The 23,707-nt window shown below is 38.2% G+C and carries 26 protein-coding genes; 14 read left to right on the top strand and 12 right to left on the bottom strand.

The genetic code is table 11. The features are described from left to right. Positions 1-56 precede the first annotated feature (56 nt). The 4 genes from pheA (at position 57) to ACTJJG_RS02620 (ending at position 5,663) form a co-directional block, all read left to right on the top strand. Positions 57-1,166: a prephenate dehydratase gene (pheA, locus tag ACTJJG_RS02635; protein WP_002049199.1), complete on the top strand. Its 1,110-nt coding sequence runs from the start codon at positions 57-59 to the stop codon at positions 1,164-1,166. A gap of 107 nt (positions 1,167-1,273) precedes the next feature. Then, entirely contained in the window at positions 1,274-3,520 is a 2,247-nt protein-coding gene (locus ACTJJG_RS02630) for a bifunctional prephenate dehydrogenase/3-phosphoshikimate 1-carboxyvinyltransferase (RefSeq protein WP_032062831.1), read from the top strand. A gap of 127 nt (positions 3,521-3,647) precedes the next feature. Continuing rightward, positions 3,648-4,031 (top strand): hypothetical protein, encoded by a 384-nt coding sequence (locus ACTJJG_RS02625; RefSeq protein WP_005068294.1) that lies wholly within the window; start codon positions 3,648-3,650, stop codon positions 4,029-4,031. Positions 4,032-4,202: 171 nt separating this feature from the next. Next, the gene (locus ACTJJG_RS02620) at positions 4,203-5,663 is read left to right on the top strand and encodes an aminoacyl-histidine dipeptidase (protein ID WP_114259809.1); all 1,461 of its coding nucleotides are present in this window, start codon (positions 4,203-4,205) and stop codon (positions 5,661-5,663) included. 34 nt (positions 5,664-5,697) lie between these two features. Here the strand turns inward: ACTJJG_RS02620 and rtcA are convergent, their stop codons facing one another. From rtcA to ACTJJG_RS02595, 5 genes are all read right to left on the bottom strand, one after another. Next, positions 5,698-6,744: an RNA 3'-terminal phosphate cyclase gene (rtcA, locus tag ACTJJG_RS02615; protein ID WP_069119460.1), complete on the bottom strand. Its 1,047-nt coding sequence runs from the start codon at positions 6,742-6,744 to the stop codon at positions 5,698-5,700. 259 nt (positions 6,745-7,003) lie between these two features. After that, positions 7,004-7,462, bottom strand: a complete 459-nt coding sequence (locus tag ACTJJG_RS02610) for a DIP1984 family protein (RefSeq protein WP_233752483.1) — start codon at positions 7,460-7,462, stop codon at positions 7,004-7,006. Between the two features lie 10 nt (positions 7,463-7,472). After that, positions 7,473-8,129 (bottom strand): hypothetical protein, encoded by a 657-nt coding sequence (locus tag ACTJJG_RS02605; protein ID WP_069119489.1) that lies wholly within the window; start codon positions 8,127-8,129, stop codon positions 7,473-7,475. 7 nt (positions 8,130-8,136) lie between these two features. Beyond that, positions 8,137-9,405 carry an RtcB family protein gene (locus tag ACTJJG_RS02600; RefSeq protein WP_060464725.1) on the bottom strand — a complete coding sequence of 423 codons (1,269 nt, stop codon included), beginning with the start codon at positions 9,403-9,405 and terminating at the stop codon, positions 8,137-8,139. 251 nt (positions 9,406-9,656) lie between these two features. Next, entirely contained in the window at positions 9,657-10,634 is a 978-nt protein-coding gene (locus ACTJJG_RS02595) for a ribonuclease Z (RefSeq protein ID WP_372552674.1), read from the bottom strand. 67 nt (positions 10,635-10,701) lie between these two features. On the opposite strand from ACTJJG_RS02595, the gene rtcR reads away from it, so the two are divergent. Next, complete coding sequence (gene rtcR, locus ACTJJG_RS02590) at positions 10,702-12,303, top strand: RNA repair transcriptional activator RtcR (RefSeq protein WP_069119462.1); 1,602 nt, start codon at positions 10,702-10,704, stop codon at positions 12,301-12,303. A gap of 56 nt (positions 12,304-12,359) precedes the next feature. On the opposite strand, the gene ACTJJG_RS02585 is transcribed toward rtcR, so the two are convergent. Continuing rightward, entirely contained in the window at positions 12,360-12,992 is a 633-nt protein-coding gene (locus tag ACTJJG_RS02585) for an alpha/beta hydrolase (protein WP_069119464.1), read from the bottom strand. Positions 12,993-13,117: 125 nt separating this feature from the next. Between ACTJJG_RS02585 and yaaA the strand changes: the two genes are divergently transcribed. Together yaaA and ACTJJG_RS02575 are read left to right on the top strand one after the other, a co-directional pair. Beyond that, a complete protein-coding gene (gene yaaA, locus ACTJJG_RS02580; protein WP_057076645.1) occupies positions 13,118-13,891 on the top strand; it encodes a peroxide stress protein YaaA in 774 nt (257 codons plus the stop codon). A 19-nt stretch (positions 13,892-13,910) separates the two neighbouring features. Continuing rightward, positions 13,911-14,534 carry an HD domain-containing protein gene (locus ACTJJG_RS02575; RefSeq protein WP_069119469.1) on the top strand — a complete coding sequence of 208 codons (624 nt, stop codon included), beginning with the start codon at positions 13,911-13,913 and terminating at the stop codon, positions 14,532-14,534. A 101-nt stretch (positions 14,535-14,635) separates the two neighbouring features. Here the strand turns inward: ACTJJG_RS02575 and ACTJJG_RS02570 are convergent, their stop codons facing one another. The 5 genes from ACTJJG_RS02570 to ACTJJG_RS02550 form a co-directional block, all read right to left on the bottom strand. Beyond that, a complete protein-coding gene (locus ACTJJG_RS02570; protein ID WP_001154366.1) occupies positions 14,636-15,421 on the bottom strand; it encodes a thiazole synthase in 786 nt (261 codons plus the stop codon). Positions 15,422-15,434: 13 nt separating this feature from the next. Beyond that, positions 15,435-15,632 (bottom strand): sulfur carrier protein ThiS, encoded by a 198-nt coding sequence (gene thiS, locus ACTJJG_RS02565; RefSeq protein ID WP_002115323.1) that lies wholly within the window; start codon positions 15,630-15,632, stop codon positions 15,435-15,437. A 13-nt stretch (positions 15,633-15,645) separates the two neighbouring features. After that, positions 15,646-16,011 (bottom strand): DUF423 domain-containing protein, encoded by a 366-nt coding sequence (locus ACTJJG_RS02560; protein WP_064785301.1) that lies wholly within the window; start codon positions 16,009-16,011, stop codon positions 15,646-15,648. A gap of 110 nt (positions 16,012-16,121) precedes the next feature. After that, complete coding sequence (gene rpoH / locus ACTJJG_RS02555) at positions 16,122-16,988, bottom strand: RNA polymerase sigma factor RpoH (RefSeq protein WP_002115267.1); 867 nt, start codon at positions 16,986-16,988, stop codon at positions 16,122-16,124. Positions 16,989-17,121: 133 nt separating this feature from the next. After that, positions 17,122-17,367 (bottom strand): sulfurtransferase TusA family protein, encoded by a 246-nt coding sequence (locus ACTJJG_RS02550; RefSeq protein ID WP_069119470.1) that lies wholly within the window; start codon positions 17,365-17,367, stop codon positions 17,122-17,124. Positions 17,368-17,739: 372 nt separating this feature from the next. On the opposite strand from ACTJJG_RS02550, the gene ACTJJG_RS02545 reads away from it, so the two are divergent. After that, entirely contained in the window at positions 17,740-17,952 is a 213-nt protein-coding gene (locus ACTJJG_RS02545; protein ID WP_000126912.1) for a cold-shock protein, read from the top strand. A 109-nt stretch (positions 17,953-18,061) separates the two neighbouring features. Next, positions 18,062-19,213 (top strand): ATP-dependent RNA helicase RhlB, encoded by a 1,152-nt coding sequence (rhlB, locus tag ACTJJG_RS02540; protein ID WP_002115257.1) that lies wholly within the window; start codon positions 18,062-18,064, stop codon positions 19,211-19,213. 38 nt (positions 19,214-19,251) lie between these two features. Here rhlB and ACTJJG_RS02535 read toward each other — a convergent pair whose 3' ends face one another. Next, complete coding sequence (locus tag ACTJJG_RS02535; protein WP_005073503.1) at positions 19,252-19,632, bottom strand: hypothetical protein; 381 nt, start codon at positions 19,630-19,632, stop codon at positions 19,252-19,254. A gap of 204 nt (positions 19,633-19,836) precedes the next feature. Between ACTJJG_RS02535 and ACTJJG_RS02530 the strand changes: the two genes are divergently transcribed. The 5 genes from ACTJJG_RS02530 to gspM are packed head-to-tail and all read left to right on the top strand — an operon-like array spanning position 19,837 to position 23,674. Further along, positions 19,837-20,412: a nitroreductase family protein gene (locus ACTJJG_RS02530; protein ID WP_032062835.1), complete on the top strand. Its 576-nt coding sequence runs from the start codon at positions 19,837-19,839 to the stop codon at positions 20,410-20,412. Between the two features lie 34 nt (positions 20,413-20,446). Continuing rightward, positions 20,447-21,520, top strand: a complete 1,074-nt coding sequence (locus ACTJJG_RS02525; RefSeq protein ID WP_002115297.1) for an NAD(P)H-dependent glycerol-3-phosphate dehydrogenase — start codon at positions 20,447-20,449, stop codon at positions 21,518-21,520. 56 nt (positions 21,521-21,576) lie between these two features. After that, positions 21,577-22,032: a SixA phosphatase family protein gene (locus ACTJJG_RS02520; RefSeq protein WP_005068324.1), complete on the top strand. Its 456-nt coding sequence runs from the start codon at positions 21,577-21,579 to the stop codon at positions 22,030-22,032. Between the two features lie 23 nt (positions 22,033-22,055). Further along, positions 22,056-23,195 carry a type II secretion system protein GspL gene (gene gspL, locus ACTJJG_RS02515; RefSeq protein ID WP_032062838.1) on the top strand — a complete coding sequence of 380 codons (1,140 nt, stop codon included), beginning with the start codon at positions 22,056-22,058 and terminating at the stop codon, positions 23,193-23,195. Then, a complete protein-coding gene (gspM, locus tag ACTJJG_RS02510) occupies positions 23,195-23,674 on the top strand; it encodes a type II secretion system protein GspM (RefSeq protein WP_032062839.1) in 480 nt (159 codons plus the stop codon). Before gspL ends, gspM begins: the two co-directional genes overlap by 1 nt. Positions 23,675-23,707: the final 33 nt, after the last annotated feature.

The following is a 23,707-nucleotide window of genomic DNA, read 5'->3' as shown; positions in this document are numbered from 1 at the left end:
AGCAGACTATTGTTATACTCTCGTTTAAAAGATGATTTTACTGAGGCTGCATTCTAATGATCAACGATGATCAAAACAAAACGACTTCTCTTAGTTTAGAACAAATTCGTGAAGATATTGATAGTGTAGATCAACAGATTCAAGAATTATTAAATCGCCGCGCAAGCCTTGCTGAAGCTGTTGCTAAAGCTAAATTTGCTTCCGAAGAGAATCCTTTGTTTTATCGTCCTGAACGTGAAGCGCAGGTCTTACGTAAAGTTATGGAGCGTAACCAAGGTCCTTTGTCTGATGTCACCATGGCGCGTTTGTTCCGTGAAATTATGTCTGCTTGCCTTGCTTTAGAAGCGCCACAAAGTATTGCATTTTTAGGACCAGAAGGTACTTTTACTCAATCTGCTGTGCTTAAGCATTTTGGTAAAGATGCAGTTGTTCGTCCACTACCAACAATTGATGAAGTGTTCCGTGAAGTGGAAGCGGGTAGCGCACATTACGGTGTAGTTCCGGTTGAAAATTCATCTGAAGGTATTGTGAACCATACTTTAGACTGCTTTAAAACATCGAATTTAAATGTAATTGGTGAAGTTGAATTGCGTATTCATCATCAATTCCTAGTATCTGAAAATACACGTAAAGACAGTATTAAACAGATTTATGCTCATCAGCAAACTTTGGCTCAATGCCGTCAGTGGTTAGACGCACATTATCCGGGTGTTGAACGTGTTGCTTTAAACTCAAATGCGGAAGCTGCACGCCGTATTCGCAACGAATGGCACTCAGCAGCAATTGCATCTGATATTGCAGCAGGTATGTATAACCTTGAAATTTTACATAGCAATATTGAAGATAATCCGGAAAATACCACTCGTTTCTTAGTCATTGGCCGTGAAAAAATTCCACAAAGTGGCAATGACAAAACATCGTTATTAATTTCAGCACATGACCGTGCTGGTGCTTTATTAGAAATTTTAGCGCCGTTTGCAAAACATAATATTAGCTTAACGAGTATTGAGACCCGTCCAGCATTACCTGAAAAATGGGCATATGTATTCTTTATCGATTTAGAAGGCCATATCGATCAAGAAAATGTTGCTGCTGCAATCAATGATATTCGTCCAATGGTGAAAGAGCTTCGTATTTTAGGTTCATATCCTGCTGCCGTTCTCTAATTACTCATGTTGGAATAATGACATGCATCAAGATGGTCATGTCATTATGCTTAAAAACAAATTGCTCAAAGGTTTAAATCACTTTGAGCAAAAGCAAAGTTGAAGTTATGTCACAACCCCTATTTAAAAAAGTTGCATTTATTGGTTTAGGACTCATCGGGTCGAGTTTGGCACGGGTTATTGTTGCCGAAAAGTTGGCGACAACTATTGTGGCATCTACACGCTCACAAAAAACTTTAGAAGATGCAAAATCACTTGGCTTAATACAAGAAGGATTTTCTGATCCTGTTGAAGCCGTGAAAGGGGCAGATTTAGTTGTTTTAGCCTTGCCAGTACGTGCAACACAAAAAGTGCTTGAGCAAATTAAACCTTATTTGTCAGAAACCACAATTGTAACTGATGTGGGAAGTACAAAGGGTAATGTCGTAGATGCAGCAAAAGCTGTATTTGGTGAAGATTTACCAGCAGGTTTTGTTCCCGGGCATCCTATTGCGGGAAGTGAACACACGGGTGTTCACGCAGGTAAGGTCGATCTCTTTGCAAATCACAAAGTGATTTTGACTCCATTACCAACAAGTGCAGAATGGGCAGTTGAGAAACTGATTCAACTTTGGTCAGCTGCTAAAGCTGAAGTGATATGTATGGCTGTTGCCAAGCATGATGAAGTTTTGGCGCATACCAGTCATTTACCGCACTTGATGGCATTTAATTTGGTTGAGCAACTTGCAAACCGTGAAGATAATCTTGATATTTTCCGTTATGCAGCAGGTGGTTTCCGTGATTTCTCACGGATTGCGGCTAGTGATCCCCAAATGTGGCATGACATTTTCTTTGCCAATAAAACAGCCATATTAAATGCTGTAGATGGCTTCGAAAAGCAACTTACCGTACTTAGAAAATTGATTGAAAACGAAGACTCTCATGCATTAATGGGTTTACTCGGCCATGCTCAGGCAGCCCGTCAGCATTTCAATCATATGTTAGCCAAAAAACCTTTAATGGAGAAAAATAAGGTGACACAGCAATTCAGTATCTTACCGGGAAATAAGGCATTTAAAGGTAAATTTACCGTACCGGGTGACAAATCTGTGTCACATCGCTCTATTATGTTTGGTGCTATTGCCGAAGGCACGACTCATGTCACTGGTTTCCTTGAAGGTGAAGATGCTTTGGCAACTTTGCAAGCTTTCCGTGATATGGGTGTAAGCATTGAAGGCCCTAAGAATGGGGAAGTGACCATTCATGGCGTGGGCATGCATGGTTTAAAAGCACCAGCGAGTGCCTTGTATATGGGTAACTCTGGAACCAGCATGCGTTTGCTTTCAGGCATGTTATCAGCACAAAAATTTGATTCAGTGATGACAGGTGATGCATCACTTTCTAAACGTCCAATGGAGCGTATTGCTAAGCCATTACGTTTAATGGGTGCGCAAATCCAGACAACAGGTGAGAAAGGTACACCACCTGTAAGCATTACGGGTAGCCAGCAATTAAAAGGCATTCAATACGACTTGCCAATGGCATCTGCTCAGGTGAAGTCGGGTATTTTACTTGCGGGTCTATGGGCTGAAGGTGAAACTTCGGTAACTGAGCCAGAACCAACTCGTGACCACACAGAGCGCATGCTTCGTGCATTTGGTTATGATGTTAAAACTGAAGGCAATAAGATCTCTCTTGTTGGTGGCGGAAAATTAGTAGGTACTGATATTCAGGTTCCATCTGATATTTCATCTGCTGCTTTCTTTATGGTGGGTGCTGCAATTACTGAAGGTTCCGATGTTGTTCTGGAAGCTGTAGGTATTAATCCAACACGTACTGGCGTAATTGAAATTTTAAAACAGATGGGTGCTGACCTGACTGTTGAAAATGAACGTATTGCCGGTGGCGAGCCTATTGCTGATATTCATATTAAAGGTTCACGCACACTTAAAGGCATTCATATGCCGGAAGACCAAGTTCCTTTAGCAATTGATGAATTCCCAGCTTTATTTATTGCAGCAGCTTGTGCCGAAGGCCAAACAGTATTAACTGGTGCGGCAGAACTTCGTGTGAAAGAGTCTGACCGTATTCAGGTTATGGCTGATGGCTTAAAAATCATGGGTATTGACTGTACGCCAACTGATGATGGCATCATTATCGAAGGTAAAGGCAAGTCTGGCGATTGGTCACCAATCTTTGCTGGCGGTGAAATCGAGTCACATCATGACCACCGTATTGCTATGAGTTTTAGTATGGCAGGTCTTCGTAATTCTGGTCCGATTACAATTCATGGTACTGAAACTGTGGCGACAAGCTTCCCGACTTTCACTGAGTTGGCGAATCGTGCAGGCTTAACAATCGAAGTTAGCCAATAACTTTTGACCTGACACATTTTATAATTGCTAACACAATAGCAACGGCAGCAGCGGGCTAAAGGCTTGGCTGCTGTTTGTTTATTGCTTATGCTAAGTGCAGATAATGATAATAGTGTTAGGACAAAGGATGAAAAAATTACAATTTATTGCCAGTTGCCCACAACATGGGGTGCTTGATCATCCACCAAATGAATGCCATATCACTCAAGAATATGTAGCGGCTTTACTATTTAAACAATTGGGGCATTATGGTTTTGATGCACAGCACATTGTGCATGAGCATGAAAAGGTAGAAGTCAGTATAGATAATCATCTTTTGCCATTATCGATTACTTGTCAGAAAACAGACCATGAAGGGCATTTGATGTGTGAAATTTCTGCCAATCCTGATGAAGAACAAGACTGGTTTGAGAAAATCGAAACACAAAGTATTATTCGTCAGCTTGCACAGGCCGTTGAAAATAGTTTGAAAGCTGATCATAGCTTTTCAGCATTTGAGTGGAAAAACTAAGCACACGATTGTTAAGACTTATTCATGAAGTACGGCTTTTTTAGAAAAGTCGTACAATCTCTTTAGATTAAATATAAAAATACAAAATCTTTCCCTAAATCGCTACCTATCTTTAATGCATTGTGTATATTGAAATTATTAAGATATTTACATAATTAGAGTGTGGTTTTCATGACACAAGTTGATATTGCAGCATTATCTCCTCAAGTGGTTTGGCAGCATTTTCAAACACTTTGCACTATTCCTCGCCCATCGAAGCATGAACAGCAACTTCGTGAGTTTTTACAAAACTGGGCCGAAAGTCGGAATTTAGAAACTTACGTAGATGAAGTCGGTAATTTAATTATTCGTAAGAATGCGACTCTGGGTAAAGAACATGTATCTGGCGTTATTCTGCAAGGCCATCTAGATATGGTCACTCAAGCCAATACTGGCACAGTACATGACTTCTTTAAAGACCCGATCCGCCCAGTTCTTGAGGATGGCTGGTTAATTGCTAAAGATACTACTTTAGGTGCTGATAATGGCATTGGGGTAGCATTAGCTTTGGCAGTTTTAGACTCAAATGATATTGCTCATGGGCCAATTGAAGTTCTTCTAACAGTTGATGAAGAAGCAGGGATGAGCGGTGCACGGCTTTTACAGGCAGGTGTACTAAAAGGGAAATGGTTATTTAATATTGATACAGAAGAGTGGGGCGAGTTATATCTCGGATGTGCTGGCAGTATTGATGTTGAAGTAGAACAGTCACTCACGTATGAACCAATTTCTGAAAACTTGACGGTTGTAAATATTCAGGTTGCTGGTCTTAAAGGTGGTCATTCCGGTGTAGATATTCATTTAGGACGTGGTAATGCCAACGTTATTTTAGCTCGCTTTCTAAATGAGTATTTAGCAAAACTTGGTGGACGACTTGTTGAGTTTACAGGTGGTACAGCTCGTAATGCTTTACCTCGAGAAGCAGTCGCAACTATTGCAATTTCGCCTAACCAATTACATGAACTAGAAAAATTACTTGCTGAATATCAAACAGCATGGAAAGAACAGCTACAAGGTATTGATGACAATCTGCAATTAACTATTCAACCTACTAGCGTTGAAACGAATCAAGTGATTATTCAACAACAGCAAAACGAGTGGTTACAAGCTTTAGCAACAAGCCCTTACGGCGTTGCAAGTATGAGTCAAACTTTACCAGACGTAGTTGAAACTTCAAATAATATTGGGGTGTTAAAACTAAATCGAGAGGGTGGAAAAGCTGTTTTAATGGTTCGCTCAATGGTGAACCAAGAAGCTCAAGATTTTGCAGAAAAAATTCAGGCACATTTTAGTCAATTTAATATCGCTTCTGCACTCACGCCCTTAGTTTCGGGTTGGACACCAAATCCTGACTCAGCTGCTCTAAAGTGTTTACAACAAGCCTATCAAAAGGCATTTAACATTGAGCCAAATCTTAAAGTGATTCATGCGGGTTTAGAGTGCGGGATTATTGCTGAACATTATCCAGATTTACAGATGGTTTCGTTTGGTCCAGATATTCAGGGGGCGCATGCACCAGGTGAACGAGTTAAAGTAGAAACTGTAGAGAAATGCTGGAAGTTGTTGGTGACAGCTTTGGCATCTGTAGAGTAGTTTTTTATAAATAAGAAGCTCAATCATGAGCTTCTTAAACTTTAACCTTTACATGAAAATGATGTGGATTTAACTCGACGAACTCGATTTCACAATCAATAAATTTTTCAATCATGGCTGCTTGAGTACGAGTGTGTTCGCTAATACATTGTGCGGTGAATTCACCACCTTGACCTAGAGCTAAAGGTAGAAGCAATTGATCTGCCAAATACTCATCTACAACAGCCTGCGAAGATAAATATAGATTTACATCTTTTACTAAATGATCAGCTATTTGCTCTGCACTTTTGCGCATCTCACCTAAAGCTGTAAACAGTTGAGTGTGATATTGATGAGTAACTTTCACATAGACTGTATTGCCTTGGCTAATTCCATTTAAATGAAATTGTTGCTGAGAGCTTAAGTTTAGTTTTTTACTTAATGTGGTTAATTCACGTTGTGCTATCTGTGCTTCCTCTGAAAGATTTAATACTGCTGCAAAAGCTTCATTGCATTGCAAAGCACCACGATCTAATAACTTTAAGCTGTTTCGATGTTGCCATGGCTGAATGGTAACTTGAATTTCACCCGCACCAATTGGAAAAAAGCCAGCTTTATTTAATCTAAAATCGACGTTAATTCCAATCTTTGTTAGAGCAGGTAAAAAGCAGTGTTCAATAAAATCTGCTGTTGGTGCAAGTGGGTTATGTGTACCTCCTGAAATGGTGAGTTCGGTAGCTTCATTTTGTAATAACAAAACAGGTAGAAGCGTTTGTAAAACCAGTGTGGTACTACCCGCAGAACCGATTTGAAATTGATATTTACCACTTTGAACATGCTGAGGTGCGAAATATAAACGTTGGCTATGTAATTCAGCACCCTCTACATAAGCTTGGCTAATTTGTTGAGATGCTTGTACACAAACTAAATGTTGACGCATTAACCCTGGTTTTTTACGCCCAGCACGTATATTAATTAATTTAAACGGCTGACCTGTAATCATTGAGAGGGCAAGGGCGGTTCTTAAAATCTGTCCACCACCTTCACCTTGTGAGCCATCAATTTGAATGGCTTTTGGCATATTTGCCAAAACTGTATTCACTTCTATTTTCCTTATTTTCTAATTTAATGAACATACTGTCAGTACATGGTGATGCGAAGTAACGCGTGACTTTGCTTTTGACAAAGGTTTACTAGGTGCATAGTGCTGAGCCTGATAAGTGAATATCGATGCACGGCTCACATGCTGCCATAGCCGCCTGAATTATTTTCAATCCCTCAGATCGGAGTAACGCAGGATCTTGTACTCGCCTAGTATGTCCAAACTTTGATTGTGAAAAAGATTTCACAAAATCTATTGTTTAATCGATTAGATCAATTTGCCAATTAGCAGCCTGAATTTTAACGTTTAAGTCACGGAGTTTCGCACTGATATCATCCGCCTGCTTTTGTAAGCTATAAACAGGAATGACTTTCTTCCATTTAATTTCACGTGAGCTATAACGATCAGGTTCTCGATGTGTATTGGTAATCGCATCTATTAAAATCTTATATTGTTCAGCATAACTATCGCGCAAGCTTAATAGGGACAACAATACTTTGCCATCTTCCAGTTTTGCTTGTGCATTGGTCAAGTGAATACGACAAATTAATTGATTGCTTTCCTGAGTTAAAGCAAATACTTGTTTGATGAGTTCATTTGGATCTTCACTTGGGTCATCACCGTCTTGTACCAATACATTGGCATTAATTCGTTGTTTTAACGAAGCGAGCTTTTTTTGTTGATCGCTTCGAAGTAAAAGTGCTTCTGCAAGGTTCATTTTTATTCCTTTAGTACCAAAAATACCCATGCATAATAGGTTTAAGCCAATCAAAGTAATCTGTATCTTTTATTGATTTAATTAAATGTTCATCTTGACTGGGAAAACGCATATCCAAGTTCCCCTTTTCAAGTTCTACCTCTATAGAAATCCATCTTGGAAGAGTTTTATAAAGTTCAGTATTATCAACACTTTCACTTTCAACTATAAAAAACTCATAAATGGTCGGATAGTTTTTGATAAAAACACTAGTCGCAACTAGAAAAAGTTCAATTATATCTACATAATTTTCTGCTTCAGTGTAGTTGGGTGCTTCATAATCATGTTCTAGTTTATTTCTGATGTAATTTAAACGCCTAATTATTTGAGGGGTGAAGAATCCACATTTCTCTAAGAAATCTAACTTACTGGGAAAATTATTTCTTTTAGCAATATAAGTTTCATATCCTGCTAATGAACATAAAATATCTACTCTTCTATGAAGGGCGCGTTTAGCATTTGATACAGCATTATAAATAGCATGTAAGTTCTGTGAGGTGCTTAAGTCATTTCTTGCAAACTCTATAAAAGTTGCGCAATGCGGGGTATCTTCAAGTTTATGAGTCGTACAAGTAGTAACTCCTTCATAATATTTTAAATATTCAGGTTTAAGTATTTTGTGAAACATTTTTTTCTTACCCTTTAACACACACCACTTGTCTTAATGTATAAACCACTTCAACCAAATCGCTTTGTGCTTTCATAACATCTTCAATCGGTTTATATGCCGATGGAATTTCATCAATAACAGCAGCATCTTTACGGCATTCTACACCTTCAGTTTGTGCAATCTGATCTTCCACGGTAAAACGTCGTTTTGCTTCAGTACGGCTCATAACACGGCCTGCACCATGCGAACATGAACAGAAAGATTCTTGATTTCCAAGTCCACGGACAATAAACGACTTCGCTCCCATTGAACCAGGAATAATTCCATATTCACCTAGACGCGCACGGACTGCACCCTTACGGGTAACCATTACTTCTTCACCGTAGTGTTCTTCCTTTTCCACATAGTTATGGTGGCAGTTCACCGCTTCCAAACGTGCCTGAAAAGGCTTTGGTACAATAGTAGCCAAGGCTTTAATCGCAGATTGCATCATGATTTCTCGGTTCTTCATCGCAAAGCGTTGAGCCCAACCTACAGCAAACCAGTAATCATCAAAATGTTCAGTTCCTTCAACCAAGTATGCTAAATCTTTATTTGGCAAATTAACAAAATGCTTCTGCATATCTTTACGGGCAAGTTCGATAAAATGATTACCGATAGCATTTCCTACACCACGAGAACCTGAGTGCAACATAACCCAAACATGGTCATGCTCATCTAAACAGATTTCGACAAAGTGGTTTCCAGTACCTAAAGTTCCCAAATGTTTGCGGTTATTGGTGTTTTTTAAGCGTGGATGTTTTGCACAAATGTATTCAAAATCTGCAACCAGATCAGCCCAAGCTTGATCTACCATTTCTGGTGGAGTTTCCCATGAACCACGATCACGTCCGCGCTTAGTCATTCCGTGTGGGATTAAACGTTCTAGTTCAGTACGTAGAGCATGTAAGTTATCTGGTAAATCTGAAGCAGTTAAGCTTGTACGGGTTGCCATCATTCCACACCCAATATCTACACCCACAGCAGCAGGAATAATTGCCCCTTTAGTTGGAATTACGCTACCAATAGTTGCTCCTAAACCGAAGTGTACATCTGGCATGACAGCCATCCACTTATAAATAAAAGGCATTTGAGCTGTTTGTAATAATTGTTGTTTTGAGTTGTCATCAACAAGCACGCCTTTAGTCCACATTTTGACTGGCATACTTTTTTCATTTTGCAGAACTTCATAAGAACGTTGTTGCTGCTTTTGTTCAAACTGAGCTTGTTGGTTAATTTCTTCAATGACAGACATTTTCTTTTCCTTTCAAAGCCTGCCTGCCAAGCGTTTGCAGGCAGGTGTTATTCACAAGATCCCAATGATGTTGTGTGCTTTGTACTATTGCACTGAGTGTGCCAACTTTTTTAAAAAGCATTTAATTTAATTTTAAATTATTGAAAATAATAAATAAAAATAATTTTATTTTATATAGTGTGAATTTTATTGGCGGTTTTTAATATTAAAAATATATCTAATAATATATTTAAATATCTTTTTGGATATATTTAATTAATAGATTTTACGATTTTATCGACTTTTAAAAGCTGTCCAGCTTCATTTAAAGTAAATTCGTCAAAATCATTGGCTAAATAAAAATGACCTTTATAAAACTGGCGAACTTCTTCGATTATAGCTTGCTGCCCAGCTTTATCTTGATGTCGGGGGCTAAAGTGCGTCAGAATTAAATTACTCAAAGATTGCTGCTCTGCAAATTCAGCCACCATTTTTGCTGAGCTATGCATTGGACCTTTGCCAACTTTATCTAAAACCGTTTGCAAGTATGTTGATTCGTGAATAAGGAGTTGAGCATCTTTGCAAGCATCAGCTAATAGTTCAGGTTGGTCATTATCACCACCTATAATTGCATGAACTTGTTGATTTTGAATTTTGATAAAGTCTTGAGCTTTTAAAGTTTTTCCGTCAAATTGAACATCGTAGCCTCGTTTTAAATGGCCCCACATATCGCCTTGAGGTACGCCTAACTGAGTTAGAGCTTTGGTATCTAACTTCTTCTGAATAGATTTGATATAAATGCTAAAAGCAAAACTTGGAACACGATGGCTTAGAGGGTGTGCTTGAACAATGAATTCGTCAGTGATCTGTTGTGGCTGTGTTGCTTCATTTACATCAATAAATTGAAGGGAATAGGGCAAATGTAAGTCTGTAAGCTGGGCAGTGATTTCAAACCATTGCTGAATTTCTTTCGGTGCAATCACGATTAATGGTTTGCTGCGGGCATTCATGCCTGCACTTGCCAATAAACCAACTAAACCATAACAATGGTCGCCGTGAACGTGTGTAATACAAATGGCAACTAGATTTTGTAGTGAAAGTTTAGCTTGTTGAACGCGGTGCTGTGTCCCTTCGCCGGCATCAATTAAAATCCAGTCCTTATTTTTGGTGTTACGAACTGCTAATCCTGAAACATTACGTGTCAGGGTAGGTACACCCGAAGATGTGCCTAAAAAAGTAAAATGAAGCATATTCTTGGAATTTTTTGGCCAAATGCGTATTGTATATTATAGACAGTTATAAAATTTTATAGAAATTATGGCGGATGCAAAGAAAACAGTCGTTATTGGCTTTGTCGGTTCTACACTTGATCAGGGGAGAAAGCCAGATCGATGGCAACGTTGGCGTCCTACGATTAGCTTGTTAATGCATGAAGATTTGCTTGTAGATGAATTGGTACTGTTACATGATCGACAACATCATAATTTAGTTAAATCTATAGCAGCAGATGCTAAAGAGATCTCTCCCCAAACTGAGGTTTCTGGACATAAGGTGAGTATTAGAGACCCTTGGGATTTTGCTGAAGTTTATGGTGCACTTTATGATTTTGTAAAAACCTATCCGTTTGATGTTGAAAAAAATAACTATTTACTGCATATCACAACCGGAACGCATGTTGCTCAAATTTGTTGGTATTTATTGGTAGATGCACATTATTTACCAGCTCAACTTATCCAAAGTTCACCTAATCAGCAAAAGACCTCAGAAGGTGAATATAGAATTATTGATCTGGATTTGTCTCGATACGATGTTTTAAAACAGCGATTCGATGATGAACAAAAACAAAATTGGCAACAACTTAAAGCAAATATTTCTACTCATAATAAAGCGTTTAATCAGCTTATTGAGGAAGTTGAATTAGTTGCAACCCGCTCTAGTGCACCTATTTTGATTATGGGGGCAACAGGGGTTGGTAAGTCTCATTTAGCAAAACAAATTTTTCAGTTAAAGAAAGATAAATTTCAATTAAATGGTCGTTTTATTGATGTTAACTGTGCAACTTTGCGTGGTGATAGTGCCATGTCAACTTTATTTGGTCATATAAAAGGTGCATTTACAGGAGCAGCAGCTTCTCGTGCTGGTTTATTAAAAAGTGCTGACCAAGGTATTTTATTTTTAGATGAAATTGGTGAATTGGGACTTGATGAACAAGCTATGCTGCTAAAAGCGCTAGAAGACAAAAGCTTTTTTCCCGTTGGAAGTGATAAAGAAATTCAAGTCGATTTTCAGTTGATTGCAGGTACTAACCGTGATTTGCGCAATGAGGTTCAAGCTGGTCGTTTTCGTGAAGATTTATGGGCTCGTTTGAATACGTGGACGTTCTTCTTACCAAATTTAAAAGACCGTGTAGAAGATATTGCACCCAATATTGATTTTGAGCTACAGCGTTTTGCTGCAATTCATCAAAGACAATTACGTTTTCAACGTGATGCTTTAGAAACATATTTAAAGTTTGCTAAATCAGTAGATGCATCATGGCAAGGAAATTTTAGAGATTTAGCAGCGAGCGTAACTCGTTTGGCAACTTTATCGCAAGGTGAGTTAATTCGCCGTGAAGCTGTAGAAAAAGAAATTCAACGTCTAAAGCAGCTTTGGCTTATTCAGGATGAATCTTACAATGATAAAAATACAGATATTTTGTTGAACTATTTAAGTCCTGAGCAGCTAGAACAAATAGATGAATTTGATCAGATTCAATTACGAGGTGTGCTCAAGATCTGCGAAAATTCAAAATCCATGGCAGAGGCGGGAAGACAACTCTTTTCAGTATCTCGTCAACAACGTAATACAACGAACGATAGTGACCGAGTGAAAAAATATTTAGCCCGTTTTGCGTTAAGTTGGAATAATTTTCAATAAGGACATGGCTTAAAAATGATGGGCATACTCTCAAGTTATGCCCATCAAGTTACCGTTTATTTCATGATAATAAAACGTGTAATGATTTGGCGAAGCTGCTTTAAATAGCCTGTAAAGAAGTGGTTAGCGCCCGGTAAAATCGTAATTGGATGCTTCTGCGGTTTTGCCCATGCAATTGCATCTGAAAGTAAAGTAATATCATCTTGCTCACCATGAATGAGTAGAATATCACCTTGAATTTCAGGAGTTTTATAGTGACGTAAACCTACTACAGTAGCTGTTGGTAAACCACATAAAATTAACTGTACAGGTCGTAATTCAGGTGCAAGCTGTGCAAAGCATTTTGCTAAAACATGTGAGCCAAAGCTAAAACCGCCTGCATAAAATGGTAGGCCTTCATGAAGCTTACGAACGTGCTCAATTACAGCTAAGATATCGTCAGTTTCACCATGGCCTTCATCATGAATGCCTTCACTGCCCCCTAAACCACGGAAACTAGGACGATAAACAATACAACCATATTCATTAAAAATTTGGGTTAAAAGAGCAGGGACTTTATGTTGAGGAGTTCCACCTTGCAATGGGTGCGGATGGCAAACAACCGCAAAGCCTTTGATTTCACCTTCAGGGCGGTCAACGAAAAGTTCAATTTTACCTACTGGACCCTGGATGAAAGTTTGCTCAGACATATAAGAACCGCTAAATAACAATACGTGATGCTATTTTACCGATAGTCGTCATTGAAAACACGAGTTAGCATTAAAAAATATCTACTGTTATAGTTGGTATTAAGAATAATTTTTTCAGGTTGTCTATGCTTGCTTTAATTTCTCCTGCAAAAACTTTAGATTATGAATCAGCGTTACCTACAGATGAGTTTACTCAGCCTCGCTTGTTAGAAAACTCAGCACAATTAATTGATGTTTGTCGCAAACTTTCTGCTTCGGAAATTGCGAGTTTAATGAGTGTCAGTGAAAAAATTGCCACACTAAATGCAGATCGATTTAGAGATTGGAATCCCGAATTTAATTTCTCAAATGCTCGCCAAGCAGTCTATGCATTTAAAGGGGATGTTTACACAGGTTTAGATGCTTATCATTTAAAAGATAAAGATATTGATTTTGCACAGCAGCATTTACGTATGCTGTCTGGTCTATATGGTTTATTGCGTCCTTTGGATTTAATGATGCCTTATCGTTTAGAGATGGGTACTAAATTAAAAAATACTCGCGGTCATAATTTGTATGAATTCTGGGGTGATATCATCACTAACCAAATTAATGAAGACTTGGCAGCAATTAAATCTGAATTGCTGGTAAATCTAGCTTCAGATGAATATTACAAGTCTGTCAATGAAAAGAAAATTAAGGCTGAAATTGTGAAGCCTGTTTTTCTTGACCAGAAAAATGGCAAATATAAAGTCATTAGTTTCTATGCGAAAAAAGCACGCGGTTTAATGGCTCGTTTTATGATTGAAAACCAATTAAATAAAGCTGAAGACATCAAAGCGTTTAATACCGAGGGTTATTACTTTGATGCTGATAACTCATCGGCAAAAGAGTTGGTGTTTAAACGTGATGAGCAATAATCTTAAGCGTGGTTAATAGATGATGATGCAGCTTTATTTATCAAAACTAAAGCATGTTTGGTTTGAGCTGCATCAGCATTATGATTTTTCTGAACCGCAGAAAATCTATGATGAACTAATTGCGGCTTATAGTGAAAAGCAGCGAGCCTACCATACCGTCCAACATTTATATGAATGTTTGAGTTTAATGGAGGCGGTTCAATACGAATTAAATGATCCGTATGCTGTTGCATTGGCTCTTTGGTTTCATGATGCGGTCTATGATCCAGAAGCTAAAGACAATGAACTTAAGAGTGTTGAGTTATTTGAACAAGCGATGGTGCAAGATTTATCATCCGATACTCTAGAGAAAATAAAGCGTTGGATTCTTGCGACTCAAAAGCATGCATTAACCGATGAAACAGATTTGCAATTTTTATTGGATATTGATTTAGCTATTTTGGCAGCAACACCTGAACGTTTTATTCAGTATGAACAGCAAATTCAGCAGGAGTATTCTTGGGTTGATCCAGAAGTATATTCAATTAAGAGAAAACAAGTTTTAATACATTTTTATCAGTCTGAGCCAATTTATCAAACTGGATATTTCCAAAAGAATTTTGAGTTAAACGCCAAGGATAATTTAAGACAAATATTGGAATAGCCTAAGTATATTAGAATAAAGCGATATTTTTTAAAAAGGTAAAATGGTTATACGATAGGAGAGAGGAACCACTGAAAAAGCAGTGATTCCTTAGAAATAAATTATTTAAAGAAATAACCAGTTTCTGGTGAGCTTGCATTTGCCATACGTTTACGCGGCATACGTCCAGCTAAAAATGCTTCACGTCCTGCTTCAACAGCTTTTTTCATTGCAGAAGCCATCAAAATAGGGTTTTGCGCAGCTGCAATCGCTGTATTCATCAATACACCATCACAACCAAGTTCCATCGCAATAGCAGCATCACTTGCTGTACCAACGCCTGCATCGACTAAAACTGGAACTTTCGCATTTTCTTTAATAATTGAAATGGTATGTGGATTTAAAATACCTAAACCTGAACCAATTAGACTACCTAAAGGCATAATCGCAACACAGCCCATACTTTCAAGTTCTTGTGCAATGATCGGATCATCAGAGGTATAGACCATAATCTCAAAACCGTCATCAATCAAAGTGCGCGCGGCTTTTAAAGTCTCTGTTACATTTGGATATAAGGTTTTTTCATCACCCAATACTTCAAGTTTTACTAGGTTATGACCATCAAGTAACTCACGCGCTAACATGCAGGTACGTACTGCGCTATCAGCATCAAAACAACCTGCGGTATTTGGCAAAATTGTATATTTTTCTGGTGGAATGACAGACAGTAAATTCGGTTGATCTGGATTTTGTCCAATATTCACACGGCGGATTGCGACAGTTACGATTTCTGCACCACTGGCTTGAATAGCTAAATCCGTTTCATTTAAGTCTTTATATTTGCCAGTTCCGACCAATAAGCGAGATTGAAAAGAACGTGAACCAATAATGAGAGGGGTGTCTTGCATGGATAACTCCGACTTAGCCGCCGCCAACAGCGTGAATAATTTCGATACGGTCATGTTGAGCAATAGAAATTTGCTCTAATTTGCTTTTAGAAACGATTTGCTGATTGTGCTCGACAGCAAAACGTTTTCCTTCAAGTGCCAACTCCTGAATGAGTTGCAACAGGTTTTGGCTAGGCGTGTCCGTTAATTCGCCATTTAAATAAATTTGCATGATCACATTCCGATTATTTTGCGTATTTGAAAGCATTCCAAGCCAAGACTAGCCATCCCGCAATCATTAAGGCTCCACCGATTGGCGTAATTGCGCCTAATATTCGTGGTAAACCTAGCGCCATGATGTAAAGCGAACCACAAAAAAATAGAATACCAATTTGGATAAGCAAGAAAGATAACTTGATTGGGAAATGAGGAAGAATCTTACTTAAAATACCAAGAGCTAATAGGCCAAGCGCATGATAAAAAAAGTAGTCGGTTGCAGTCTGCCACCAAGCAAGTTGCTCAGGACCCGCGTGAGCTTTAAGACCATGTGCTCCAAAAGCACCCAACATGACTGCAAAAGCAAGATTAAGGGCTGAAATGGCGATCCACATAACAAAAAACGCAACTGAATAATGAAAGGCAACGTTAACATAGATTGGGTTGGCTAAACATAGCCAGATAAAACAAAAGGGCGAATCGCCCTTTTATTTTTAAATTTATTTTAGCTTGCTGACATGGCAGTTTTGATTTTTTCCATCGCATTCTTTTCAAGCTGACGAATACGTTCTGCCGAAACATTATATTCAGCTGCTAACTCGTGAAGAGTAGATTTATCATCATCTAACCAGCGGCGTTGTAAAATATTACGTGAACGGTCATCTAACTGGTCCATTGCATCATGCAAGGCTGAAGTACTTTGCTCTTCCCAGTCTTCGTTTTCGACTAAACGGGCAGGGTCGTAGCGGTTATCTTCAAGATACAACGCAGGAGCAGTATGAGGGGTGTCATCATCGTCATCACCTTGTGCCTCAAAAGCAGCATCATAGGCAGTTAAACGACCTTCCATTTCCAGTACTTGCTCTGGGGTTACATTTAAATCATTCGCAATCGATTGAGCTTCTTCGAGCGTCAGTTTTTTACTCGATTTTTTTAGACTACGTAAATTGAAAAATAATTTACGCTGAGCTTTTGTCGTTGCAATCTTGACGATACGCCAGTTGCGAATAACGTATTCATGGATTTCTGCCTTAATCCAATGGACGGCAAAAGATACTAGACGCACGCCCATATTTGGGTCGAAACGTTTCACGGCTTTCATTAAGCCTAAATTACCTTCTTGAATAAGGTCGCCTTGTGGTAGGCCATAACCTGCATAGCTGCGCGCAATATGAACGACAAAACGTAAATGCGACATTACCAGCATTTTTGCGGCATCAAGATCTTGGTCATAATAATAACGTTCAGCAAGTTCTTTTTCTTGCTCGGCCGTTAAAATAGGAATCTGATTGACAGTACTGATATATGCACCAAGGTTTACACCGGGCGCAGACAATGACAGGGGCATCAATTGATTGCTGCTGTCACTCATGAGTTCTCCTTATAGGATCGAATGGGATAACCAATAAATTCATCTTAATTTGAATCAGCTTCATAATTAAGGAAAATTGGGTAGAGAAATGTAAAATTTTATGCAATTTCTAATCTTTTAGTTTAGCAAAGAATTATTGAGTTTCAATTAAATAGTGAAATTCTCTTTCTGATATGTGTGTAGTTTGACACGTAAAATGATGTAAATCGCAGTAACGAGTTACATCAATTTCACTATGAGGATCTGAAGATTTTAATAAAAATTGTTGTTTGCCTGACGCTTTTTTAAGTTCACGTTTTAGCATTAACAATGGCATTGGGCAGGGTTGTCCAAGGGCATTAATTTCAATGGGTGCTGTATTAGAAGAAGTATTGCTCATTCATCATCAAAACAACTGAAAAAAATATTCTAACAAATTTTTAATAAATACAGCATATTTTATGAAAGAAGATGCAGGAATTTCTATAAAAAATATTGTAATAAGCTGTTTAAAAAAAGAACTAAAAATAGGGGAAATATTTGAAAAAAATTCTATTAATTGTCATAAACCCGTGTTAAGCTCGAACCGTTTTAGGATTTACCACACAATCAAATTGATTTAATAACCCTATAACAAATGGATGTAACCGGAAATTGTTGATAGTTTTACAGAATGATTACAAGCTTTAAGATTATAAATATTTTAAAACCTTGTTTGCTCTGCTGTTTGCAACACCGGAAGGTCCTTTTTTCAACATCTGAGGATTGACTTATGACAGCTCGTGAACAAGGCGTAGTAAAGTGGTTTAATGACACTAAAGGCTTTGGTTTTATTCAACGTAACGGCGGCGACGATGTATTCGTTCACTTCCGTGCAATCGTAGGTGACGGTCACCGTTCTCTACGTGATGGTCAACGCGTAGAGTTTAGCGTTGTACAAGGTCAAAAAGGTTTTCAAGCTGAAAACGTTCAGCCTTTAGACTAAGACTAATTCATCTTTTTGATGAATGATGGACGCTCCAATTTTTGAATTGGGGCGTTTTTGTTTATAATGATCTTCTCATTCGAGAGATTGTTTGTTAGAGCGCGTATTTATGACATCTGGTTTTGAAACCTTGAATTTACATCCGCAACTTAAAAAGGCGATTGATGCTTTAGGGTTTACTCAAATGACCCCAATTCAGCAAAAGGTTTTAAAATATACATTAGCCGGGCATGATGCAATTGGGCGAGCACAAACAGGAACAGGTAAGACAGCTGCCTTTCTGATTAGTGTAATTAATGATTTACTCAATAATCCGATTCAAGAGCAACGCTTCCGTGGCGAGCCTCGTGCTTTAATCTTGGCGCCTACTCGTGAGTTGGCATTGCAAATTGAAAGTGATGCGAAATTTCTCACAAAATTCTCTAATTTACATTTAGTGACCCTATTGGGTGGTGTTGATTTCGATAAGCAGAAGAAGCAACTTGATGCTAATTTTGTCGATATCATGGTAGCCACACCTGGGCGTTTAATCGATTTTGTAGAACAAAAAGAAGTCTGGCTCGATCAAATTGAATTTTTAGTCATTGATGAAGCTGACCGTTTATTAGACATGGGCTTTATTCCTTCGGTAAAACGTATTGTTCGTTATTCACCACGCAAGGAACAACGTCAGACACTCATGTTCTCAGCGACGTTTAGTTATGATGTTCTTAATTTGGCAAGACAATGGTTATTTGAACCTGTAACTGTTGAAATTGAGCCTGAACAAAAGACCAATAACGATGTAGAGCAACGTGTTTATGTTGTAGCTAAACAAGACAAATATCGTTTACTGCAAGATATCTTGCGTGAAGAGCCAATCGATAAGGTCATGATTTTTGCTAATCGACGTGACCAAGTCCGCCGTCTTTATGATCATTTAAAGAAAGATGGATATAGAGTCGGTATGCTTTCTGGTGAGATTGCTCAAGATAAACGTTTAAAAATGTTAGAGCAATTTAAGCAAGGTAAACATAATATTATGATCGCGACGGATGTTGCTGGTCGTGGTATTCATGTTGATGGCGTGTCGCATGTCATCAACTTTACATTGCCTGAACAATCTGATGACTATGTACACCGTATTGGTCGTACAGGTCGCGCTGGGTCACAAGGTGTAAGTATTAGTTTTCTTTCAGAAGATGATGCCTTTTATTTACCCGAAATTGAAAAAGCAATTGGTAAAAAATTACCACTGACCAGATTAGATGGTTATTGCTAATAAAAAAATCCCAATCATTTGATTGGGATTTTTTTTGATTAATTAATTTTACAATAGAAAGTAAGCGTTGTTTGGTAGTCATCATCTTTTGCTAAAGATGCATTTTTACCAGTTAATGTACCAATAACCCCTGCTGCTGCTTCAACCATTTGACCGGTTTTTTCACTTACAACATCTTTTAATACACCGTTATATGTTGTTTTTTCATCTACAACGACTGGTGTAGTGTTTTTTGAGCAAGTTTTTTGAGCTGCAGTAATTGCATTATTTTTCGCAATTAAATTGGTTTTGCCAATACCTGTAACTTCAAACTGATTATTTTCTTTTTGAACTGCCAAAGTATTTTTAGGAGTAGTTGCGCAAGCACCAAGTAATAAAACAACACCGCTCATTGCGCTTGCTAAAATTATTTTTTTCATAATGCACCTAAAGTTAATCGCTAAAAGACATAGCTATTTGAACATAAGTTTTCTAGTTGATTTTGAAGACGTTGTATGAGTTTTGATGTTTTGTATTAAAAAATGTCAAAGTGAGAGTTCGCTAATTTTATAAGCTAGATTCAATGGTGGATTAACGGTAGATTATGCTAATCTATTTTGAATTTTTGAGTTAGATCAATATTAATGACGGAATCAGCAATACAAATAATTCACCAAAATATTCATCAGCGTCAGTCTATTGGCCAATTAGTTGAGCCAGCTCCAAGTACAGAGCAATTAGAGTTAGCTTTCCAAGCAGCTTTGACTGCTCCAGATCACCATAGACTTAAGCCAACGCGTTTTGTGGTTGTTTCAGGCGAACAACGTGGTGCTTTTGGTGAAGTTTTAGCAAAAGCTCTAGCAGATTTAGGTGAAACTGATTCCGCTCAACTCGAACGTGTTAAACAACATCCTTTTCGCGCACCATTACTCATTTTGGCGCTTACACAACTACAAGATCATCCGAAAGTACCGCATTTCGAACAAATCTTAAGTACGGGTGCTGCAGTACAAAATCTTTTATTATCTCTGCAAGCTCAAGGTTTTTCGACCATGTGGCGTAGTGGTGCAGTTGTCGAATCAAATTGGTTAAAACAGCATTTAGGTCTGCAATCTCGTGATTTAATTTCAGGTATTATTTACGTCGGCACAGCAACTAAAGTAATTGCACCGCGTGCAGATATTGAAAGTAAAGAATTCGTAAAAGTTTGGCAGGCTTAAACGTCTGTAAAAGTAAGAAATAGGATAATAAAAGATGGCTGAATTTAAGTTTACAGATTTGGTGGAACCTGTTGCGGTTGATAAAAAAACTGCTTTACGTATTACCGTTCTAGGGGGAGGAAGCTTTGGAACGGCTATGGCAAATTTAGCTGCACGTAATGGTTGCGATACCATGATCTGGATTCGTGATGCCGAAACAGCTGAGGAAATTAATAAAACTCACATTAATAAACGTTATTTGCCAGATTTTATTTTAGAGTCATCATTACGCGCTGTGTCTGATCTTGAGCAAGCCGTGTGTGATCGAGATATTATTTTAGTCGCAATTCCAAGTCACTCATTCCGTGATGTCTTAAAACAAATTGCGCCTTATATTACTGCGCAGGCGGTTGTGTCTTTAACTAAAGGTGTTGAAGCTAAAACTTTCAGCTTCATGAGCGATATCATTCGTGAGGAATTACCAGAAGTTCCTTATGGTGTGCTATCAGGTCCAAACCTTGCAAAAGAAATTATGGCGGGCATGCCATCTGGTACTGTTATTGCCAGTGACTCTGAATTAGTTCGTTATGCTGTGCAACATGCCTTACATAGTGCTTTATTCCGTGTTTTTGGTAGTGATGATGTACACGGTGTGGAATTAGGTGGAGCGCTTAAAAATATTTATGCGGTTGCAATGGGAATTGGTGCTGCTTACAAGATTGGTGAAAACACCAAAAGTATGATTTTAACGCGTGCTTTGGCCGAGATGAGTCGTTTTGCAGTAAAACAAGGTGCAAACCCGCTTACATTCTTGGGATTGTCAGGTGTTGGTGATTTATTCGCGACTTGTAATAGCCCTTTAAGCCGTAATTATCAGATTGGTTATGCTTTAGGTTCGGGTAAAACGCTGGATCAGGCGAGTAAAGAGTTGGGGCAGACAGCAGAAGGCATCAATACAATTGTTCAGGTGCGTGGTAAAGCAGAAGAATTAGATGTTTATATGCCTATTACTAATGCTTTATATGAAGTTATTTTTGAAGGGGCGCCTCCTTTAAATATTGCATTATCTCTTATGAAAAACGGACACCGTAGTGATGTTGAATTTGTTTTACCTCATCACGAAGTCTGAAGAAGAAATGTCATAAATTGTGGTTATAATGCAAGAATTATTAACAAGGAAAATTTATGCAACTGACATTGGTTCGCCATGGGGAAGCCGCTCCACCTGTAAATGGTAACGACACTAAACGCCCTCTGACTGCTCGTGGACATGCTCAAGCAGAACAGACAGCAACATTTTTAAAAGATATTGTTAAGCCTGATATTTTTGTAGTTAGTCCTTTGTTACGTGCTCAAGAGACATTGGCACATATTCAAGCTTATTTTAAAGATGTGCCTGTGTTGTTGTGTGATAAAATTAAACCAGATGATAACGCCAAAGAGGCAGTCGAGTGGTTGTCTCAGATTCCTTATGAGTCAATTGTGGTCGTGTGTCATATGAATGTAGTAGGGCATATTGCTGAACTGCTGACCCATGAAAACTTTAATCCATTTGCGTTGGCGGAAGCTCGAATTTATGATCAGGCTGTGATTGCAACTGGTTTATCAACACAAAAAAATAGTTTTATACCCACAATATAAATAAAAAGGTTATTTAGCCCATTATGCTGTATTTATGGATGCCTGAAACCAATGGAATATGGCATTGGTCTAACGGAGAAAACTGGTTGCAGGCTGAAAGCCTCGATCAATTAATACAAGACCTACAATTGCACCAAGGAAAAGAGGCTGTTGTCTTTTTTCCTAGTCGTCATGCTCAGGTATTCCAACAACAAATAGCAAAGTCTCATTACAAGCAACTTGGGGCAGATGGTGTTAAATATTTGCTTGAAGAGTTTGTAACTTTGCCTATTGATCACATGAAAGTGGTTCATCATTTTCATGCTGATCAATTAACAATATTGGGCGTTGCAAAAACTACTGTGGAAACATGGCAACATGCGATGAATTTGTTGCCAATCAAACTGGTTGCTTTGTTGCCAGACTTTTTGATTTTGCCAGAACCGCAAGAGCACCAAGTTATCCTGTGTAATATTGACCAAAAATTACTGGCGCGCGAAAGTAAATGGGTGGGTAATTCACTAGATGATATGGGATTGTTTTTGGAATTCCAGCCAGTTGAAACAAACTATCAATATAGTGGATTAACGGCAGAACAGTTAGAAAGCTTAGAAGCAGCTTCTAGTATTGAGCAACGTTCAGAGTTTTTTTATCAATTTCAGGGTTTAGATAAACCTAAACAGCATCCTTTTAATGTTTTACCGAAAGCCAAAGGACAAGAGCAAACTGTCTCAGGTTACTGGAAAGCATGTGCTGTTATTCTTTTAGCAATAATTGTGGTTCAGTTTAGCTATGATTTGTTGCGTTGGGTAAAATTAAGAAATGTAGCGAATCAAACAGCTGAGCAGACGATTGAACAATATAAATATTGGTTTGGTCCATCTGGTCGAGTAACTGAACAAAATATAAGAAGTAGTTTTAAAAGTCATTTAGAAATGAGCAAGCAAGGTGATACGCAAGCACTTTCTTTATTGAGCCGTGTTGGACCTATTTTGATGCAAAGACAAATTTTAGCTCAGCAATTAAATTATGATGCTTCTACACTAACCATGGCCTTAAAAGCAAAATCGGGAGATGATTTGCAAGCTTTAACACAGCAGCTTAATCAGCAAGGATTTAAGGCGGAGTTAGGTAATGTTCAAGCCGATGGTGGTGGGGCAATTGGGGTGGTGAAAATACAATAATGAAAATGTTAGCTCAAGTGCAAAACCGCTTTGATCAGTGGATCGAACAAGTTAATCAATATTTAGACCGTTTAACTGTGCGTGAACGTATTATGGTGGTCTTTACTACAATTTTTGTTGTAGTAGCTATTATTGGAGCTTCACTTTGGAAAATGCATTCCTTAGCAGAACAACAGCAACAGCGTTTAAATGATTTAAAAGATTTGATGGTGTGGATGCAAAGTAATGCAGTTACTATGAAACCTGCGAGTGAACTTGAGTTAGGGCAAGCAGAGAAAATACAACGTGTAGCTCAACAGCAAGGTTTAACGGTTACTTCTCAACAAAATGGTGAGCAGTTACAAATTATTGTTACTCATCAGAATTACGCAATTTTAGCGAACTTTTTAACCCAACTGGCGCAAATGGGCTTAAGTATTGAAAAAATGGAAATGATTTCAAGTGAAGGTCAGATTAAATTAACAGCGACGGTTCAATAACATATTAAAATATGCTGGTCTTAAGCATGGTGT

It is taken from the genome of Acinetobacter sp. 22512 (genome assembly GCF_052044755.1).
Lineage (GTDB): Bacteria > Pseudomonadota > Gammaproteobacteria > Pseudomonadales > Moraxellaceae > Acinetobacter > Acinetobacter pittii.
This window is presented reverse-complemented; position numbering and strand designations above follow the sequence as displayed.

Excerpts from the sequence above, each read along its gene's own strand:
- pheA (WP_002049199.1), top strand. The coding sequence starts at position 57 with ATGATCAACGATGATCAAAACAAAACGACTTCTCTTAGTTTAGAACAA.
- ACTJJG_RS02630 (WP_032062831.1), top strand. The coding sequence starts at position 1,274 with ATGTCACAACCCCTATTTAAAAAAGTTGCATTTATTGGTTTAGGACTC.
- ACTJJG_RS02625 (WP_005068294.1), top strand. The coding sequence starts at position 3,648 with ATGAAAAAATTACAATTTATTGCCAGTTGCCCACAACATGGGGTGCTT.
- ACTJJG_RS02620 (WP_114259809.1), top strand. The coding sequence starts at position 4,203 with ATGACACAAGTTGATATTGCAGCATTATCTCCTCAAGTGGTTTGGCAG.
- ACTJJG_RS02610 (WP_233752483.1), bottom strand. The coding sequence starts at position 7,462 with ATGAACCTTGCAGAAGCACTTTTACTTCGAAGCGATCAACAAAAAAAG.
- ACTJJG_RS02605 (WP_069119489.1), bottom strand. The coding sequence starts at position 8,129 with ATGTTTCACAAAATACTTAAACCTGAATATTTAAAATATTATGAAGGA.
- ACTJJG_RS02600 (WP_060464725.1), bottom strand. The coding sequence starts at position 9,405 with ATGTCTGTCATTGAAGAAATTAACCAACAAGCTCAGTTTGAACAAAAG.
- ACTJJG_RS02595 (WP_372552674.1), bottom strand. The coding sequence starts at position 10,634 with ATGCTTCATTTTACTTTTTTAGGCACATCTTCGGGTGTACCTACCCTG.
- rtcR (WP_069119462.1), top strand. The coding sequence starts at position 10,702 with ATGGCGGATGCAAAGAAAACAGTCGTTATTGGCTTTGTCGGTTCTACA.
- ACTJJG_RS02585 (WP_069119464.1), bottom strand. The coding sequence starts at position 12,992 with ATGTCTGAGCAAACTTTCATCCAGGGTCCAGTAGGTAAAATTGAACTT.
- yaaA (WP_057076645.1), top strand. The coding sequence starts at position 13,118 with ATGCTTGCTTTAATTTCTCCTGCAAAAACTTTAGATTATGAATCAGCG.
- ACTJJG_RS02575 (WP_069119469.1), top strand. The coding sequence starts at position 13,911 with ATGATGATGCAGCTTTATTTATCAAAACTAAAGCATGTTTGGTTTGAG.
- ACTJJG_RS02570 (WP_001154366.1), bottom strand. The coding sequence starts at position 15,421 with ATGCAAGACACCCCTCTCATTATTGGTTCACGTTCTTTTCAATCTCGC.
- thiS (WP_002115323.1), bottom strand. The coding sequence starts at position 15,632 with ATGCAAATTTATTTAAATGGCGAATTAACGGACACGCCTAGCCAAAAC.
- ACTJJG_RS02560 (WP_064785301.1), bottom strand. The coding sequence starts at position 16,011 with ATGTGGATCGCCATTTCAGCCCTTAATCTTGCTTTTGCAGTCATGTTG.
- rpoH (WP_002115267.1), bottom strand. The coding sequence starts at position 16,988 with ATGAGTGACAGCAGCAATCAATTGATGCCCCTGTCATTGTCTGCGCCC.
- ACTJJG_RS02550 (WP_069119470.1), bottom strand. The coding sequence starts at position 17,367 with ATGAGCAATACTTCTTCTAATACAGCACCCATTGAAATTAATGCCCTT.
- ACTJJG_RS02545 (WP_000126912.1), top strand. The coding sequence starts at position 17,740 with ATGACAGCTCGTGAACAAGGCGTAGTAAAGTGGTTTAATGACACTAAA.
- rhlB (WP_002115257.1), top strand. The coding sequence starts at position 18,062 with ATGACATCTGGTTTTGAAACCTTGAATTTACATCCGCAACTTAAAAAG.
- ACTJJG_RS02535 (WP_005073503.1), bottom strand. The coding sequence starts at position 19,632 with ATGAAAAAAATAATTTTAGCAAGCGCAATGAGCGGTGTTGTTTTATTA.
- ACTJJG_RS02530 (WP_032062835.1), top strand. The coding sequence starts at position 19,837 with ATGACGGAATCAGCAATACAAATAATTCACCAAAATATTCATCAGCGT.
- ACTJJG_RS02525 (WP_002115297.1), top strand. The coding sequence starts at position 20,447 with ATGGCTGAATTTAAGTTTACAGATTTGGTGGAACCTGTTGCGGTTGAT.
- ACTJJG_RS02520 (WP_005068324.1), top strand. The coding sequence starts at position 21,577 with ATGCAACTGACATTGGTTCGCCATGGGGAAGCCGCTCCACCTGTAAAT.
- gspL (WP_032062838.1), top strand. The coding sequence starts at position 22,056 with ATGCTGTATTTATGGATGCCTGAAACCAATGGAATATGGCATTGGTCT.
- gspM (WP_032062839.1), top strand. The coding sequence starts at position 23,195 with ATGAAAATGTTAGCTCAAGTGCAAAACCGCTTTGATCAGTGGATCGAA.